The sequence below is a fragment of the Pseudomonas sp. B21-041 genome, from assembly GCF_024748675.1.
GTDB classification, from domain to species: Bacteria; Pseudomonadota; Gammaproteobacteria; order Pseudomonadales; family Pseudomonadaceae; genus Aquipseudomonas; species Aquipseudomonas neuropathica.
Genome location: NZ_CP087175.1, coordinates 1035226 through 1049816 on the forward strand (window position 1 = coordinate 1035226; position 14591 = coordinate 1049816).

Consider the following 14591-nt stretch of genomic DNA (forward strand, 5'->3'; position numbering starts at 1 on the left):
ATGAAAAGGCGGCGATTATAGCGGTTATGTTGCAAAGCCTCACGCAAGTTCGTCGTGCTTTGTCATTACTCGTTACCAAAACCCGGGAAAAGAGCCTGCGCACCTGTCATATCGCCGAACGCAGGCTGGTACAAGCCTTGGGCGCGTAGCCTTTGCAGTGATATAGTTCGCCGCCAGTTCGGCCTGCCCGGGATGTACGTACTTTTTAAGTAAAGACAGGCGTCCGAGTGAGAGGCTGCATCGCAAGGAGTTTAGATGAGTGCCGATAACGCCTACGCGGTCGAGCTGAAGGGAGTCTCCTTCAAGCGCGGTGCGCGCAGCATTTTCAATAACGTCGATATTCGCATACCGCGCGGCAAGGTCACCGGCATCATGGGACCTTCCGGGTGTGGCAAGACCACGCTGCTGCGATTGATGGGGGCACAACTGCGCCCTGCCAGCGGCGAAGTCTGGGTCAACGGCCAGAATCTGCCTGCGCTTTCGCGCAGTGATCTGTTCGATGCGCGAAAGCACATGGGTGTGCTGTTTCAAAGCGGCGCGCTGTTCACCGATCTCGATGTTTTCGAGAACGTGGCTTTCCCCCTGCGTGTTCATACCGATTTGCCGGAAGAAATGATCCGCGACATCGTCCTGCTCAAATTGCAGGCGGTCGGTCTGCGCGGTGCCATCGAGTTGATGCCGGATGAACTGTCCGGTGGCATGAAGCGCCGCGTCGCACTGGCGCGAGCGATTGCGCTCGATCCGCAGATCCTCATGTACGACGAACCGTTCGTCGGGCAGGACCCGATCGCCATGGGCGTGCTGGTCCGTCTGATTCGCCTGCTCAACGACGCGCTGGGGATCACCAGTATCGTGGTGTCCCACGATCTGGCCGAAACCGCGAGCATTGCCGACTACATCTATGTCGTCGGTGATGGTCAGGTGCTGGGGCAGGGTACGCCGGACGAGTTGATGAACTCGGACGAGCCGCGTATCCGTCAGTTCATGACCGGCGATCCCGATGGCCCGGTGCCGTACCATTTTCCAGCGACGGATTACCGCGCAGATCTTCTGGGGAAGCGCTGATGCGCAGAATTTCATTAATAGAACGCGTACGCCGGTTCGGCGAGTCTGCGATCGACGCCGTCGCGGTGTTCGGTCGTGCGACGCTGTTCCTGTTTCATGCCTTGCTGGGGCGTGGTGGTATCAGCGGCGGTTTTGGTCTGTTGGTCAAACAGTTGCACTCGGTCGGCGTGATGTCGCTGGTGATCATCGTCGTTTCGGGTATTTTCATCGGCATGGTGCTGGCGCTGCAGGGCTTCAGCATTCTGTCGAGCTACGGTTCGGAGCAGGCCGTGGGGCAGATGGTTGCGCTGACCTTGCTGCGTGAGCTGGGGCCGGTGGTGACTGCGCTGTTGTTTGCCGGTCGTGCCGGTTCGGCACTGACCGCCGAGATCGGCAACATGAAGTCCACCGAACAGCTGTCCAGCCTGGAAATGATCGGTGTCGATCCGCTCAAGTACATCATTGCCCCGCGCCTGTGGGCCGGCTTCATTTCCCTGCCGGTGCTGGCGATGATTTTCAGCGTGGTAGGCATCTGGGGCGGCTCGTGGGTGGCCGTCGACTGGCTGGGTGTGTATGAAGGCTCTTATTGGGCGAACATGCAGAACAGCGTGAATTTCACCAGTGATGTGCTCAATGGCGTGATCAAAAGTATTGTTTTCGCCTTTGTAGTGACCTGGATTGCCGTATTCCAAGGCTATGACTGTGAGCCCACTTCCGAGGGTATCAGTCGTGCTACCACCAAGACCGTGGTGTTTGCCTCGCTGGCAGTGCTCGGCCTGGACTTTATTCTGACCGCTTTGATGTTTGGAGATTTCTGATGCAAAACCGCACCCTGGAAATCGGTGTCGGCCTGTTCCTGCTGGCAGGGATCCTGGCTTTGTTGCTGCTTGCTTTGCGGGTCAGTGGTCTGTCTCCGACGTCGACCACCGACACCTATAAACTTTATGCCTACTTTGACAATATTGCCGGTTTGACGGTCAGAGCCAAAGTGACCATGGCCGGTGTAACTATCGGCAAGGTCACGGCGATCGATCTGGATCGCGACAGCTTCACCGGTCGGGTCACTCTGCAAGTGGATAAAAAGGTCGACAATCTTCCGACCGACTCCACAGCGTCTATCCTGACCGCTGGTCTGCTGGGCGAGAAGTACATCGGTATCAGCGTCGGCGGGGAAGACAAACCGTTAAAGGATGGTGGAACCATCCATGACACGCAGTCGTCACTGGTACTGGAAGACCTTATCGGTAAATTCCTGCTCAATACCGTTAGCAAAGACGCCAAATGAGGAGCTTTTGAATGATCTCTATCTTGCGACGCAGCCTGTTGGTGCTGTTGGCGGCCTTGCCGTTGATGGGTAACGCCGTGGCTGCTGCGACTTCGGCACATGATCTGGTGCAGGACACCACCACCCGGTTGCTGGCCGACCTGGCTGCCAACAAAGAGAAATACAAGCAGGACCCGACGGATTTCTACACGGCGCTCAACGACATCGTCGGGCCAGTGGTGGATGCCGAAGGCATTTCCAAGAGCATCATGACGGTCAAGTACTCGCGCAAGGCCACGCCTGCGCAGATGCAGACCTTCCAGGAAAACTTCAAGAAAGGCCTGTTCCAGTTCTACGGCAACGCTTTGCTTGAGTACAACAACCAGGGCATCACCGTTGACCCTGCCAAGGACGAATCGGGCGATCGCACCAGCGTAAACATGACCGTCAAGGGCAGCAGCGGCGCAATCTATCCTGTGCAGTACACGCTGGAGAAGATCAACGGCGAGTGGAAACTGCGCAACGTGATCATCAACGGCATCAACATCGGCAAACTGTTCCGCGATCAGTTCGCCGACGCGATGCAGCGCAATGGCAACGATCTGGACAAGACCATCAATGGTTGGGCCGGGGAAGTGGCCAAGGCCAAAGAAGCCACCGAAAAGAACCCCGCGCAATGAATGAGGCCGCAGTTCGTATGAGTGATGTCGACGAGCTTCTGCTTAGCGGAGTGCTTGACTATCGCACCGGCGCTGACCTGCGCAAGCAAGGCCAGGCGCTGATCAAGTCCAGCAAGGCCTCTTCGCTGGTGATCGATTGCTCGGCGGTGAAGAAGTCCAGCAGCGTCGGTTTATCGTTGCTGCTGTGCTTCATGCGCGATGCGAATGCGGCCGGCAAGGCTGTCAGCATCCGTGCGATGCCCGAAGATATGCGCGAAATTGCTCAGGTCAGTGAACTGACCGAACTGTTGGCGCACCCCTGAACCCACATCTATAAAGAAGCCCCCCGTCAGAGTCCTGCCATGCGGGGTTCGCAGGCGCGGGGCTTTTTTGTATGATGTCCGACCCGTGCGCACAGGGCGCCGATTGAGGTTGAGCATGCAGGCCGTAGAAGTGAAGAGCTTCCTTGAAGGAAAGCTGCCCGGAACGTTGGTAGAAGTTGAGGGCGAAGGCTGCAATTTCCAGCTGAACGTGATTAGCGATGAACTGGCGGCGTTGAGCCCGGTGAAGCGTCAGCAGCAGGTCTATGCCCATTTGAACCCATGGATCACCGATGGCAGCATCCATGCGGTCACTATGAAATTTTTCAGCAGCGCGGCCTGGGCCGAGCGCACCTGAGCCTAAGGGCGTCGAGATTCTTATGGATAAATTGATTATTACCGGTGGCGCTCGTCTCGATGGCGAGATCCGCATTTCCGGCGCAAAAAACTCCGCCCTGCCGATCCTGGCCGCCACCCTGCTGTGCGATGGCCCGGTGACCGTTGGCAACCTGCCGCACCTGCACGACATCACCACCATGATCGAGCTGTTCGGTCGCATGGGCATCGAGCCGGTGATCGACGAAAAACTCAGCGTCGAAATCGACCCGCGCACCATCAAGACCCTGATCGCCCCGTACGAACTGGTGAAAACCATGCGTGCGTCGATCCTGGTACTGGGCCCGATGGTTGCTCGTTTCGGTGAAGCCGAAGTCGCACTGCCTGGCGGTTGCGCCATCGGTTCGCGTCCGGTCGACCTGCACATCCGTGGCCTCGAAGCCATGGGCGCGGTGATCGACGTCGAAGGCGGCTACATCAAGGCCAAGGCGCCTGAAGGTGGCCTGCGCGGTGCACACTTCTTCTTCGATACCGTCAGTGTGACCGGTACCGAGAACATCATGATGGCCGCTGCTCTGGCCAAGGGCCGCAGCGTGTTGCAGAACGCCGCCCGTGAACCAGAAGTGGTTGACCTGGCGAACTTCCTCAACGCCATGGGCGCCAAGGTGTCCGGCGCTGGTACTGACACCATCACCATTGATGGCGTCGAGCGTCTGGGTTCGGCTTTCTATAAGGTCATGCCTGACCGTATCGAAACCGGCACTTACCTGGTCGCCGCTGCCGTGACCGGCGGTCGCGTCAAGGTCAAGGACACCGATCCGACCATCCTCGAAGCCGTTCTGGAAAAACTCCGTGAAGCCGGCGCAGAAATCACCTGCGGTGAAGACTGGATCGAGCTGAACATGCACGGCAAGCGTCCGAAAGCCGTCAACGTGCGCACCGCGCCGTACCCGGCGTTCCCGACTGACATGCAAGCGCAGTTCATCTCGCTCAATGCCATTGCCGAAGGCACCGGTGCCGTGATCGAGACGATCTTCGAAAACCGTTTCATGCACGTGTACGAACTGCACCGCATGGGTGCCAAGATCCAGGTCGAAGGCAATACCGCCATCGTCACCGGTACTGAAGTTCTGAAAGGCGCGCCAGTGATGGCGACCGACCTGCGTGCTTCGGCCAGCCTAGTAATCTCGGCACTGGTTGCCGAAGGCGATACTTTGATCGACCGCATCTACCACATAGACCGTGGTTACGAGTGCATCGAAGAAAAACTGCAGATGCTGGGCGCCAAGATCCGTCGCGTTCCGGGCTGATTGCTGCATTGGGACACAGGGACGTGTCCACTGATTTTAAGAGTCGAGCCGGTTTCCGGCTCGATGTATGTCCGGCGCCGATTGCGACCGGACATGAGTACCTTGATAAGGACTGACGTTTCCCATGTTGACCATCGCACTGTCCAAGGGCCGCATCCTTGACGACACCCTGCCGCTTCTTGCCGAAGCGGGCATCGTGCCGACCGAGAATCCGGACAAGAGCCGCAAGCTGATCATTCCCACGACCCAGGACGACGTTCGTCTGCTGATCGTGCGCGCCACCGATGTGCCGACCTATGTCGAGCATGGCGCGGCCGACCTTGGCGTTGCCGGTAAAGACGTGTTGATGGAATACACCGGCCAGGGTCTGTACGAGCCACTGGATCTGCAGATCGCCCAGTGCAAGCTGATGACCGCCGGCAAGATCGGCGCGCCGGAGCCAAAAGGCCGTCTGCGCGTGGCGACCAAATTCGTCAATGTGGCCAAGCGTTACTACGCCGAGCAGGGCCGTCAGGTCGACATCATCAAGCTCTACGGCTCAATGGAGCTGGCGCCACTGATCGGTCTGGCCGACAAGATCATCGACGTGGTCGACACCGGCAACACCCTGCGCGCCAACGGCCTGGAACCTCAGGAACTGATCGCCACGATCAGCTCGCGCCTGGTGGTCAACAAGGCTTCGATGAAAATGCAACACGCCCGAATCCAGGCGTTGATCGATACCCTGCGCAACGCAGTGGAATCGCGACACCGCGGCTGATTCACCTGCGCGACGTTAAGTCGCGCCCGTCTATCCGCCTCATAGCCAGAATCTCAGGTGCCCAAGCGGAAACGACTGCTAAGTTAGGGCGCCTGAGTTTTTGCCATTCCTATGAGGCTCTCGCTATGACCGCACCGACTGCAATTCGCCGACTCAACGCTGCTGACCCGGATTTTGCGCATCATCTGGATCATCTGCTGAGCTGGGAAAGTGTGTCTGACGACTCGGTCAATCAGCGCGTGCTAGACATCATCAAGGCTGTGCGCGAACGCGGCGACGCGGCGCTGGTCGAGTTCACCCAAAAGTTTGATGGCCTTGAAGTCGCTTCGATGGCTGACCTGATCCTGCCGCGTGAGCGTCTGGAACTGGCTTTGACCCGCATCACCGTGCCCCAGCGCGAAGCCCTGGAAAAAGCCGCGGCCCGTGTGCGCAGCTACCACGAAAAACAGAAGCAGGATTCCTGGAGCTACACCGAAGCTGACGGCACTGTACTGGGCCAGAAGGTCACGCCGCTGGATCGCGCAGGCCTGTACGTGCCGGGTGGCAAGGCGTCGTACCCGTCGTCGGTGCTGATGAACGCGATTCCGGCCAAGGTCGCCGGCGTGACCGAAGTGGTCATGGTCGTGCCGACCCCGCGTGGTGAAATCAATGAACTGGTGCTGGCGGCCGCATGCATCGCTGGCGTCGACCGGGTGTTCACCATCGGTGGTGCGCAAGCCGTCGCTGCGTTGGCCTACGGCACCGAAAGTGTTCCGCAAGTCGACAAAGTCGTTGGCCCGGGCAACATCTATGTCGCCACTGCCAAGCGTCACGTGTTCGGTCAGGTCGGCATCGACATGATTGCCGGCCCTTCGGAGATCCTCGTGGTGTGCGACGGCCAGACCGATCCGGACTGGATCGCCATGGACTTGTTCTCGCAAGCCGAGCACGACGAAGACGCCCAGGCGATTCTGGTCAGCCCGGATGCCGAATTCCTCGACAAGGTCGCTGCGAGCATCGACAAGCTGCTGCCGACCATGGATCGCTCCACCATCATCCAAACCTCGATCAATGGTCGTGGTGCGTTGATTCACGTGAAGGACATGGCCCAAGCCATCGAAGTCGCCAATCGCATTGCACCGGAGCACCTGGAATTGTCGGTCGCCGATCCGCAAGCCTGGCTGCCGCAGATCCGCCACGCCGGCGCGATCTTCATGGGCCGTCACACCTCCGAAGCGCTGGGCGACTACTGCGCAGGCCCGAACCACGTACTGCCGACCTCGGGCACCGCGCGGTTTTCTTCGCCGCTGGGCGTATACGACTTCCAGAAGCGTTCGTCGATCATCTTCTGCTCGGAGGCCGGAGCTTCCGAACTGGGTAAAACTGCATCGGTGCTGGCCCGTGGCGAGTCGCTGAGCGCCCACGCGCGCAGTGCTGAATACCGCATCAAAGACGAAGACTTTCTAAAAGGGCAGGGGAACTGAGCGATGAGTAAATTCTGGAGCCCGTTCGTCAAGGATCTGGTGCCCTACGTGCCGGGCGAACAACCGAAGCTGACCAAACTGGTCAAGCTCAACACCAATGAAAACCCGTACGGCCCGTCGCCAAAAGCCTTGGCAGCGATGCAGACCGAACTGAATGACAACCTGCGTCTGTACCCGGACCCGAACAGCGACCTGCTGAAAACCGCCGTCGCCCAGTATTACGGTGTGCAGAGCAATCAGGTTTTCCTCGGCAACGGTTCGGACGAAGTGCTCGCGCACATCTTCCACGGTCTGCTGCAACACGATCAGCCACTGCTGTTCCCGGACATCAGCTACAGCTTCTATCCGGTTTACTGCGGTTTGTACGGCATCGAGTTTGATGCGGTGCCGCTGGACGCGCAGTTCCAGATCGATCCGGCCGACTACGCCAAGCCGAATGGCGGGATCATCTTCCCTAACCCGAACGCGCCAACCGGCTGCCTGCTGGCGCTGGACGCGGTTGAGCAGATCCTCAAGGCCAGCCCGGATTCAGTAGTGGTTGTGGATGAGGCGTACATCGACTTCGGCGGCGAGACGGCGATCAGTCTGGTGGACCGTTATCCGAACCTGCTGGTTACACAGACCCTGTCCAAGTCGCGTTCGCTGGCTGGTTTGCGCGTTGGTCTGGCGGTCGGCCATCCCGATCTCATCGAGGCGCTGGAGCGGATCAAGAACAGCTTCAACTCCTATCCGTTGGATCGTCTGGCGATTGTCGGTGCGGCAGCGGCGTTCGAAGATCGTGAGTATTTCGACAAGACTTGCCGTCTGGTCATCGAGAGCCGTGAGTGGGTGATTGCACAGTTGCAGGCCAAGGGGTTTGAAGTGCTGCCGTCGGCGGCGAACTTCATTTTCGCTCGGCACCCGCAGCATGATGCGGCGGGGCTGGCGGCCAAGCTGCGTGAGCAGGGCGTGATCGTGCGGCACTTCAAGCAGGAGCGGATTGCGCAGTTCCTGCGGATTTCGATTGGCACGCCGGAGCAGAATCAGGCGTTGATCGATGGCCTCGGCGACCTATAAAAGCAAAAGCCCCTCACCCTAGCCCTCTCCCAGAGGGAGAGGGGACTGATTGGGGGATGCTGTTGAATTGCACCGACCTGATGCTGCTTTCCCGAATCCATAATCGACTCGGTCTTTCAGGTCGATGTACCTCACAAGATCCCCTCACCCTAACCCTCTCCCAAAGGGAGAGGTGACTGATTGGGGGATGCTGTTGAATTGCACCGACCTGATGCTGCTTTACCGAATCCATAATCGACTCGGTCTTTCAGGTCGATGTACTTCGCAAGACAACTCGGTCGGCTCCCTCTCCCTCCGGGAGAGGGCTGGGGTGAGGGTGGGTTTTTATTCGTGATGCGGTTCGCCGAGGAAGGTCAGTGAGGTGAACAAGCCGCGGCTATCCACATCTGCGCTGCCTTTCACCGGCACCTCGACCTGCGCCGCAATCACATTCAACCCTTCATTCCTCACCAACACCTGCGCCCGACCATCCTTGTCAGTCTCGGTGCTCAACGTGTTCGGTGCACTGCGATAATCGCCAATCAACTTCACCCCCGCCGCCGGTTTGCCATCGAGCAGCACCCGCACCGGTAATGATTTCCCTGGCCCCACGGTGAGCGGATCAACCTCCGGAAGAATCAGCAATTTGATCTGATCCAGTTTTGGCAACTTCGCTCCCGGCTGATAAATCGCCAGGCTGTATTTGAACGTCTGCGTCGCTTCGACAGCGCCCGGCACTTTGCTCCGGCCTTCGTTGACCCACTTTTTGTCAGCAGTCTGCGACCACATGCCGTTGTTCAGCGCCACGGCCAGGACGGCCGGAGCTTTCAGTGGTTTCAGTCGTGCGTGATCCGTCAGGCGCTCGACGCTCACCGGAATCATCTTGCCGCTCGCGTTGTAAGCCCACGCGCCGCTGATCTTCTGCGCCTTGAACGCGTTGTCCTCAGCGCCATGACCGTAGACCACTTCGATGTTGCCACGACGTTGTTCGGTCCACAGGCCATGGGCCGAGACCTGACCGGCGAACAGCGCGGCGATAAGCACAAGGGATTTGCCGTATTGCATGGTGACGTCCTTTTACAGGTTGAGAGTCAGGCTGACGGTGAAATTGCGCGGCTCGCCGGGGTTGACCCAGTAGTTGCTGTAGGAGCGCTCGTAATACTTCTCGTCGAAGAGGTTGTTCAGGTTCAGGCCGACAGTGACGTTGTCGCTGGCCTTGTAATGCGCGAGCAGGTCGACGGTGTGATACGCCGGCAATTTGAAGTCGCTGCCGGATTCTCCCGAGCGATCGCCGACGTAGGTGAACGCTGCACCGACGTCCGAACCACGCAAATGGCCGTCCTGAAATTCGTAAACACCGAGTAGGCTGCCGCTACGCTTGGCCACGCCGAGGATGCGGCTGCCGGTGGAAATCACCGCGTCGCCCTTGGTCACTTCGGCGTCGATGTAGGCGAAGGCGCCGATGACTCGCACCGCATCGGTGACTTGCCCGGTGACCTGCCAATCGAAGCCGCGACTGCGTGCCTTGCCCATGGCGCGGCTGGTGTCGGTGGCCGGGTCGAGGGCGAGAACGTTTTCTTTGTCGATGTGGAAGAAGGCGAGGGTGCTGCTCAGGCGTTCGTCGAACAGTTCGTTCTTGATGCCGATTTCGTAGCCGACGCCTTCTTCCGGGTCGAAGGATTTGCCGGCGGCGTCGAGGCCATTGTTCGGTTTGAACGAGGTCGAGGCGTTGGCGAACAACCCGGTTTCCGGCGTCAGTTGATAGAGCAGGCCGACCCGCTGGGTGAGCGCGTCGTGACGTTGATTACTGGTGGCGTTGCGGCTGTGATCGTCGATGTGCTGATCGAAATGCTCGAAGCGTGCGCCGACCATCCCGCGCAGTTTGTCGGTGAAGACGATCTGGTCTTGCAGGTTCAGTGCATGACTTTCGACCTGTTCGAAGAAGTCAGTACCCGAACGCGCGCCGTTGGGTTTCGGCTGGCCGTAGATCGGCTTGTAGATGTCGAGGGCGTAGGGGCCGCCAGCAATAGTGGTGACGCGCTCGTTCTTGCGGAAGTTTTCGTACTCGGTGCCAATCAGCAATTCGTGTTGCCACGGGCCGAGATCGAACAGACCGCGCAGTTCCAGTTGGGTGATGCTGTCGTGCCAGTTCGTGTCGCGCTCGCGATAGCGGCGGTTGACGGTGCGGCCGTTGGCGTTCAATGGACGACTTTCCGAAGCATCGCCCCAGAGTTTGCCTTCCTTGTAATGACTGGCCAGACGCAGCTTCCAGCTGTCGTTGAGGTGATGTTCCAGCGTGGCCTGAAGCAGATTGTTGTGGTTATCGATGTTTCCGTCGTTGGGTTCGCCAAGGAAAGTCGAGCGCGAAACACCGCTCCATTTATTGTTGGGCGCGACGATGCCGCGATCAAAGGTCGAGCTGTGACGAACGATTTCGCTTTCCACCAGCAGCGACGTGTCCGGGTTCAATTGCCAGCTGATCGAGGGCGCGACGAATACGCGCTGGCTGTCGACGTGATCGCGAAAACTGTTGTTGTCCTCAACCGCGAGGTTGATTCGCGACAGCACATCACCCTCATCATCCAGCGGTGTGTTGACGTCCAGCGCGGTGCGATAGCGATCCCAACTGCCGGCGCTGGTTTGCAGAGTGGTGAAGGCTTCGGGCTGCGGTTTTTTGGTGACGATGTTCACCGTGCCGCCGGGATCGCCTCGACCATACAGACTGGCGGCGGGGCCTTTGAGTACTTCGATGCGCTCGATATTCGCCGCGTCCGGCGTGCTCGGATAACCCCGGTTGGCGCTGAAGCCGTCCTTGTAGAACTCCGACGTGGTGAAGCCGCGCACGCTGTATTCGTACAGCGTCAGGCCGCCGAAGTTGTTTTGCTTGGATACGCCACCGGCAAAATCCAGCGCGCGCTCGACACTGGTGCTGCCCAGATCCTTGAGCACGCTGGCGGGCACTACGCTGATCGCCTGCGGTATATCGCGGATCGCGGTGTCGGTTTTGGTTGCGCTGGACGAACGCGTGGCGCGATAGCCCTTGACCGGGCCGGTCGGCGATTCGTAGTCGGAGATGACGCTGATGGCGTCGAGTTCAAGCGGCTTGGGTTCTTCGGCGAAGGCTGGATCGACCAGCAGACCAAGGCTCAGGCCGAGCAGGGAAGCCTTTGTTCGAGACGACATGTTATGTTGTTCCAATTCTTAGAATTGAAACAATATAACATGCCTTTTGAGAATGTCTTTTATTAGCGCGATTGGCGCGAACGAAGTTTTATTCTTCTTTTTCTTTCACCGGCGCCGGTGGCGGACGCAGGCCGATTTCTGCGGTGAGCTTCAGTTCTTTGCCGTTGCGCATCACCTGGATCGTCACTTTGTCGGTCGGTTTGATCCGCGCAACCTGGTTCATCGAACGACGGCCATCTCCGGCCGGCTCGCCATCGATGCTCAGAATCACATCACCCAGTTGCAGGCCAGCCTTCTGCGCCGGGCCATCGCGGAAAATCCCCGCCACAACAATCCCCGGACGCCCGGACAAGCCGAACGACTCGGCCAGTTCCTGGGTCAGCGGCTGCACCTCGATGCCCAGCCAGCCACGAATTACCTGACCGTGCTCGATGATCGACTTCATCACTTCCATTGCCAGCTTCACTGGAATCGCAAAGCCGATGCCTTGCGAGCCGCCGGACTTGGAAAAGATCGCCGTGTTGATGCCGGTGAGGTTGCCATTGGCGTCGACCAGCGCACCGCCGGAGTTACCCGGGTTGATCGCCGCGTCGGTCTGGATGAAGTCTTCGTAGTTGTTCAGGCCCAACTGGTTACGCCCGGTGGCGCTGATGATGCCCATGGTCACGGTCTGGCCAACGCCGAACGGGTTGCCGATGGCCAATGCAACGTCGCCGATGCGAATGTTGTCGGAGCGGCCGACAGTGATGGCCGGCAGGGTTTTCAGATCGATTTTCAACACCGCGAGATCGGTTTCCGGGTCGCTGCCGATGACGCGGGCGAGGGTTTCGCGGCCATCTTTCAGGGCGACCACAATCTGATCCGCGCCGCTGGTCACGTGATTGTTGGTCAGAATGTAGCCTTCCGGGCTCATGATCACGCCGGAACCGAGGCTTGATTCCATGCGTTTCTGCTTTGGCGAGTTGTCACCGAAGAAGCGCCGAAACTGCGGATCCTCAAACAGCGGATGCGCCGGTTTGTTGATGACTTTGGTGGTGTAGAGGTTGACCACCGAAGGCGCGGCAATGGTCACCGCGTCGGCATAGGACACCGGGCCCTGTTGCACGCTGGTGGTTTGCGGGGCCTGTTGCAGGTTGACGTCGAGGCTCGGAAGCCCGACCCACTGCGGGTAACGCTGAATAATCAACAGAGCGATAAGCACACCGGCCAACAACGGCCAGCCGAAAAAACGCAGCGCCTTGAGCATTAAGCACGTCCTGGAAAAGTTGCAGGCGGGGTCAGACCGCCCATAATGTCGCGCATTATACGAGGCCGCGCGCGCCTCTGAACGGGATATTTAGGAGTCTTTCATGGCCGTTGCCCTCAGCACCCTCGTCGAAGAAGCCGACCGTTACCTCAGCAGCTCGAAAATTGCCGATTATTGCCCCAACGGCTTGCAGGTCGAAGGCCGGCCGCAAGTGATGCGCATCGTCAGCGGCGTCACCGCCAGTCAGGCGTTGCTGGATGCCGCCGTCGAAGCCGAGGCGGATCTGGTGCTGGTGCACCACGGTTACTTCTGGAAGGGCGAGAACCCGTGCATCACTGGCATGAAGCAGCGTCGACTGAAGACATTGCTCAAGCACGACATCAGTCTGCTCGCTTACCATTTGCCGCTGGATCTGCATCCTGATGTCGGCAACAACGTGCAACTGGCGCGTCAACTGGACATCACTGTGGAAGGGCCGCTGGACCCGGATAATCTGAAAATCGTTGGTCTGGTCGGGTCTTTGAAAGAACCGATGACCGCACGCGATTTCGCCCGCAAGGTGCAAGAAGTCATGGGTCGCGAACCTTTGCTGATAGAAGGTAATCCGATGATCCGTCGGGTTGGCTGGTGCACCGGTGGCGGTCAGGGCTATATCGATCAGGCCGTCGCGGCAGGCGTTGATCTGTACCTGAGCGGAGAAGCCTCCGAGCAGACCTTCCACAGCGCCCGCGAGAACGACATCAGCTTCATCGCCGCCGGCCACCACGCCACCGAACGCTACGGCGTACAGGCCCTGGGTGACTATCTGGCAAAACGCTTTGCTGTCGAACACATCTTCATCGACTGCCCCAACCCGATCTGATCATCACCACTCCCCTGTGTAGGAGCAGCCTTCGGCAGCTCCTACACGGGATCGTCGCCCAAACGAGTGGGCATATTCATATGCCCTTTCGATCTAGCTGGCGTCCTGATTAGAAGAAGGTCGCTGTGCTAGGATTCCCCGCTCGAACACGGCCCGCTGGCCGTTCATAAGAAAGTTTTCGTGAGTAGCCATGGTCGACAAACTGACGCATCTGAAACAGCTGGAGGCGGAAAGCATCCACATCATCCGCGAGGTGGCCGCCGAGTTCGATAACCCGGTGATGCTGTACTCCATCGGTAAAGACTCCGCCGTGATGCTGCACCTGGCACGCAAGGCGTTCTTCCCGGGCAAACTGCCGTTTCCGGTGATGCACGTCGACACCCGCTGGAAATTCCAGGAGATGTACAAGTTCCGCGACAAGATGGTCGAAGAACTGGGCCTGGACCTGATCACCCACATCAACCCCGATGGCGTGGCGCAGAACATCAACCCGTTCACCCACGGCAGCGCCAAGCACACCGACATCATGAAGACCGAGGGCCTGAAACAGGCACTCGACAAGCATGGTTTCGACGCAGCCTTCGGCGGCGCCCGTCGCGATGAAGAGAAATCCCGTGCCAAAGAGCGCGTGTACTCGTTCCGCGACAGCAAGCACCGCTGGGACCCGAAAAACCAGCGTCCAGAGCTGTGGAACGTCTACAACGGCAAGGTCAACAAGGGCGAATCCATTCGTGTGTTCCCTCTGTCGAACTGGACCGAACTGGACATCTGGCAGTACATCTACCTCGAAGGCATCCCGATTGTGCCGCTGTACTTCGCCGCTGAACGCGAAGTGATCGAGAAGAACGGCACGTTGATCATGATCGACGACGAGCGCATCCTCGAGCACCTGTCCGATGAGGACAAGGCTCGCATCGTCAAAAAGAAAGTGCGTTTCCGTACCCTTGGCTGCTACCCGTTGACGGGCGCGGTGGAGTCCGAGGCCGAAAGCCTCACGGACATCATTCAGGAAATGCTCCTGACGCGAACTTCCGAGCGCCAGGGCCGAGTCATCGACCACGATGGCGCAGGCTCGATGGAAGATAAAAAACGTCAAGGCTATTTCTAAG

General features: G+C 58.9%; 15 protein-coding genes. 12 read left to right on the forward strand and 3 right to left on the reverse strand.

Going from position 1 to position 14591, the window contains the following annotated elements:
• The first annotated feature begins 255 nt into the window (after positions 1 to 255).
• The 10 genes from LOY43_RS04415 to hisC all read left to right on the forward strand — a co-directional run bounded on the left by LOY43_RS04415 (position 256) and on the right by hisC (position 8212).
• Positions 256 to 1065, forward strand: a complete 810-nt coding sequence (locus LOY43_RS04415) for an ATP-binding cassette domain-containing protein (protein ID WP_007912403.1) — start codon at positions 256 to 258, stop codon at positions 1063 to 1065.
• Complete coding sequence (mlaE, locus tag LOY43_RS04420) at positions 1065 to 1862, forward strand: lipid asymmetry maintenance ABC transporter permease subunit MlaE (RefSeq protein WP_064119368.1); 798 nt, start codon at positions 1065 to 1067, stop codon at positions 1860 to 1862. The genes LOY43_RS04415 and mlaE overlap by 1 nt, the downstream gene beginning before the upstream one ends.
• Positions 1862 to 2329 carry an outer membrane lipid asymmetry maintenance protein MlaD gene (gene mlaD, locus LOY43_RS04425; RefSeq protein WP_007912400.1) on the forward strand — a complete coding sequence of 156 codons (468 nt, stop codon included), beginning with the start codon at positions 1862 to 1864 and terminating at the stop codon, positions 2327 to 2329. Before mlaE ends, mlaD begins: the two co-directional genes overlap by 1 nt.
• An 11-nt stretch (positions 2330 to 2340) precedes the next feature.
• Positions 2341 to 2988: a phospholipid-binding protein MlaC gene (locus LOY43_RS04430; RefSeq protein WP_258709254.1), complete on the forward strand. Its 648-nt coding sequence runs from the start codon at positions 2341 to 2343 to the stop codon at positions 2986 to 2988.
• Positions 2985 to 3290 carry a lipid asymmetry maintenance protein MlaB gene (locus tag LOY43_RS04435; protein ID WP_034154488.1) on the forward strand — a complete coding sequence of 102 codons (306 nt, stop codon included), beginning with the start codon at positions 2985 to 2987 and terminating at the stop codon, positions 3288 to 3290. Before LOY43_RS04430 ends, LOY43_RS04435 begins: the two co-directional genes overlap by 4 nt.
• A 115-nt stretch (positions 3291 to 3405) precedes the next feature.
• Positions 3406 to 3645 (forward strand): BolA family protein, encoded by a 240-nt coding sequence (locus LOY43_RS04440; RefSeq protein ID WP_008085051.1) that lies wholly within the window; start codon positions 3406 to 3408, stop codon positions 3643 to 3645.
• Positions 3646 to 3667: 22 nt separating this feature from the next.
• Complete coding sequence (gene murA, locus LOY43_RS04445; RefSeq protein ID WP_007912385.1) at positions 3668 to 4933, forward strand: UDP-N-acetylglucosamine 1-carboxyvinyltransferase; 1266 nt, start codon at positions 3668 to 3670, stop codon at positions 4931 to 4933.
• Between the two features lie 124 nt (positions 4934 to 5057).
• Positions 5058 to 5693 carry an ATP phosphoribosyltransferase gene (gene hisG, locus LOY43_RS04450; RefSeq protein ID WP_007912384.1) on the forward strand — a complete coding sequence of 212 codons (636 nt, stop codon included), beginning with the start codon at positions 5058 to 5060 and terminating at the stop codon, positions 5691 to 5693.
• A 125-nt stretch (positions 5694 to 5818) separates the two neighbouring features.
• Complete coding sequence (gene hisD, locus LOY43_RS04455) at positions 5819 to 7156, forward strand: histidinol dehydrogenase (RefSeq protein ID WP_095049756.1); 1338 nt, start codon at positions 5819 to 5821, stop codon at positions 7154 to 7156.
• A 3-nt stretch (positions 7157 to 7159) separates the two neighbouring features.
• Positions 7160 to 8212 (forward strand): histidinol-phosphate transaminase, encoded by a 1053-nt coding sequence (gene hisC, locus LOY43_RS04460; RefSeq protein ID WP_095125398.1) that lies wholly within the window; start codon positions 7160 to 7162, stop codon positions 8210 to 8212.
• 324 nt (positions 8213 to 8536) lie between these two features.
• Here the strand turns inward: hisC and LOY43_RS04465 are convergent, their stop codons facing one another.
• The 3 genes from LOY43_RS04465 to algW form a co-directional block, all read right to left on the reverse strand.
• A complete protein-coding gene (locus tag LOY43_RS04465) occupies positions 8537 to 9256 on the reverse strand; it encodes a DUF4198 domain-containing protein (RefSeq protein ID WP_095049758.1) in 720 nt (239 codons plus the stop codon).
• 12 nt (positions 9257 to 9268) lie between these two features.
• Positions 9269 to 11374 carry a TonB-dependent siderophore receptor gene (locus LOY43_RS04470; protein ID WP_258709255.1) on the reverse strand — a complete coding sequence of 702 codons (2106 nt, stop codon included), beginning with the start codon at positions 11372 to 11374 and terminating at the stop codon, positions 9269 to 9271.
• Between the two features lie 88 nt (positions 11375 to 11462).
• Entirely contained in the window at positions 11463 to 12620 is a 1158-nt protein-coding gene (gene algW, locus LOY43_RS04475) for a Do family serine endopeptidase AlgW (protein ID WP_038357545.1), read from the reverse strand.
• Between the two features lie 103 nt (positions 12621 to 12723).
• Between algW and LOY43_RS04480 the strand changes: the two genes are divergently transcribed.
• Positions 12724 to 13482, forward strand: coding sequence for a Nif3-like dinuclear metal center hexameric protein (locus tag LOY43_RS04480; RefSeq protein WP_095049760.1), 759 nt, complete (start codon positions 12724 to 12726; stop codon positions 13480 to 13482).
• Positions 13483 to 13672: 190 nt separating this feature from the next.
• Positions 13673 to 14590: a sulfate adenylyltransferase subunit CysD gene (cysD, locus tag LOY43_RS04485; protein ID WP_007912374.1), complete on the forward strand. Its 918-nt coding sequence runs from the start codon at positions 13673 to 13675 to the stop codon at positions 14588 to 14590.
• Position 14591 lies beyond the last annotated feature (1 nt).

Coding starts and splice junctions, on each gene's coding strand:
- LOY43_RS04415 (WP_007912403.1), top strand. CDS start 256: ATGAGTGCCGATAACGCCTACGCGGTCGAGCTGAAGGGAGTCTCCTTC.
- mlaE (WP_064119368.1), top strand. CDS start 1,065: ATGCGCAGAATTTCATTAATAGAACGCGTACGCCGGTTCGGCGAGTCT.
- mlaD (WP_007912400.1), top strand. CDS start 1,862: ATGCAAAACCGCACCCTGGAAATCGGTGTCGGCCTGTTCCTGCTGGCA.
- LOY43_RS04430 (WP_258709254.1), top strand. CDS start 2,341: ATGATCTCTATCTTGCGACGCAGCCTGTTGGTGCTGTTGGCGGCCTTG.
- LOY43_RS04435 (WP_034154488.1), top strand. CDS start 2,985: ATGAATGAGGCCGCAGTTCGTATGAGTGATGTCGACGAGCTTCTGCTT.
- LOY43_RS04440 (WP_008085051.1), top strand. CDS start 3,406: ATGCAGGCCGTAGAAGTGAAGAGCTTCCTTGAAGGAAAGCTGCCCGGA.
- murA (WP_007912385.1), top strand. CDS start 3,668: ATGGATAAATTGATTATTACCGGTGGCGCTCGTCTCGATGGCGAGATC.
- hisG (WP_007912384.1), top strand. CDS start 5,058: ATGTTGACCATCGCACTGTCCAAGGGCCGCATCCTTGACGACACCCTG.
- hisD (WP_095049756.1), top strand. CDS start 5,819: ATGACCGCACCGACTGCAATTCGCCGACTCAACGCTGCTGACCCGGAT.
- hisC (WP_095125398.1), top strand. CDS start 7,160: ATGAGTAAATTCTGGAGCCCGTTCGTCAAGGATCTGGTGCCCTACGTG.
- LOY43_RS04465 (WP_095049758.1), bottom strand. CDS start 9,256: ATGCAATACGGCAAATCCCTTGTGCTTATCGCCGCGCTGTTCGCCGGT.
- LOY43_RS04470 (WP_258709255.1), bottom strand. CDS start 11,374: ATGTCGTCTCGAACAAAGGCTTCCCTGCTCGGCCTGAGCCTTGGTCTG.
- algW (WP_038357545.1), bottom strand. CDS start 12,620: ATGCTCAAGGCGCTGCGTTTTTTCGGCTGGCCGTTGTTGGCCGGTGTG.
- LOY43_RS04480 (WP_095049760.1), top strand. CDS start 12,724: ATGGCCGTTGCCCTCAGCACCCTCGTCGAAGAAGCCGACCGTTACCTC.
- cysD (WP_007912374.1), top strand. CDS start 13,673: ATGGTCGACAAACTGACGCATCTGAAACAGCTGGAGGCGGAAAGCATC.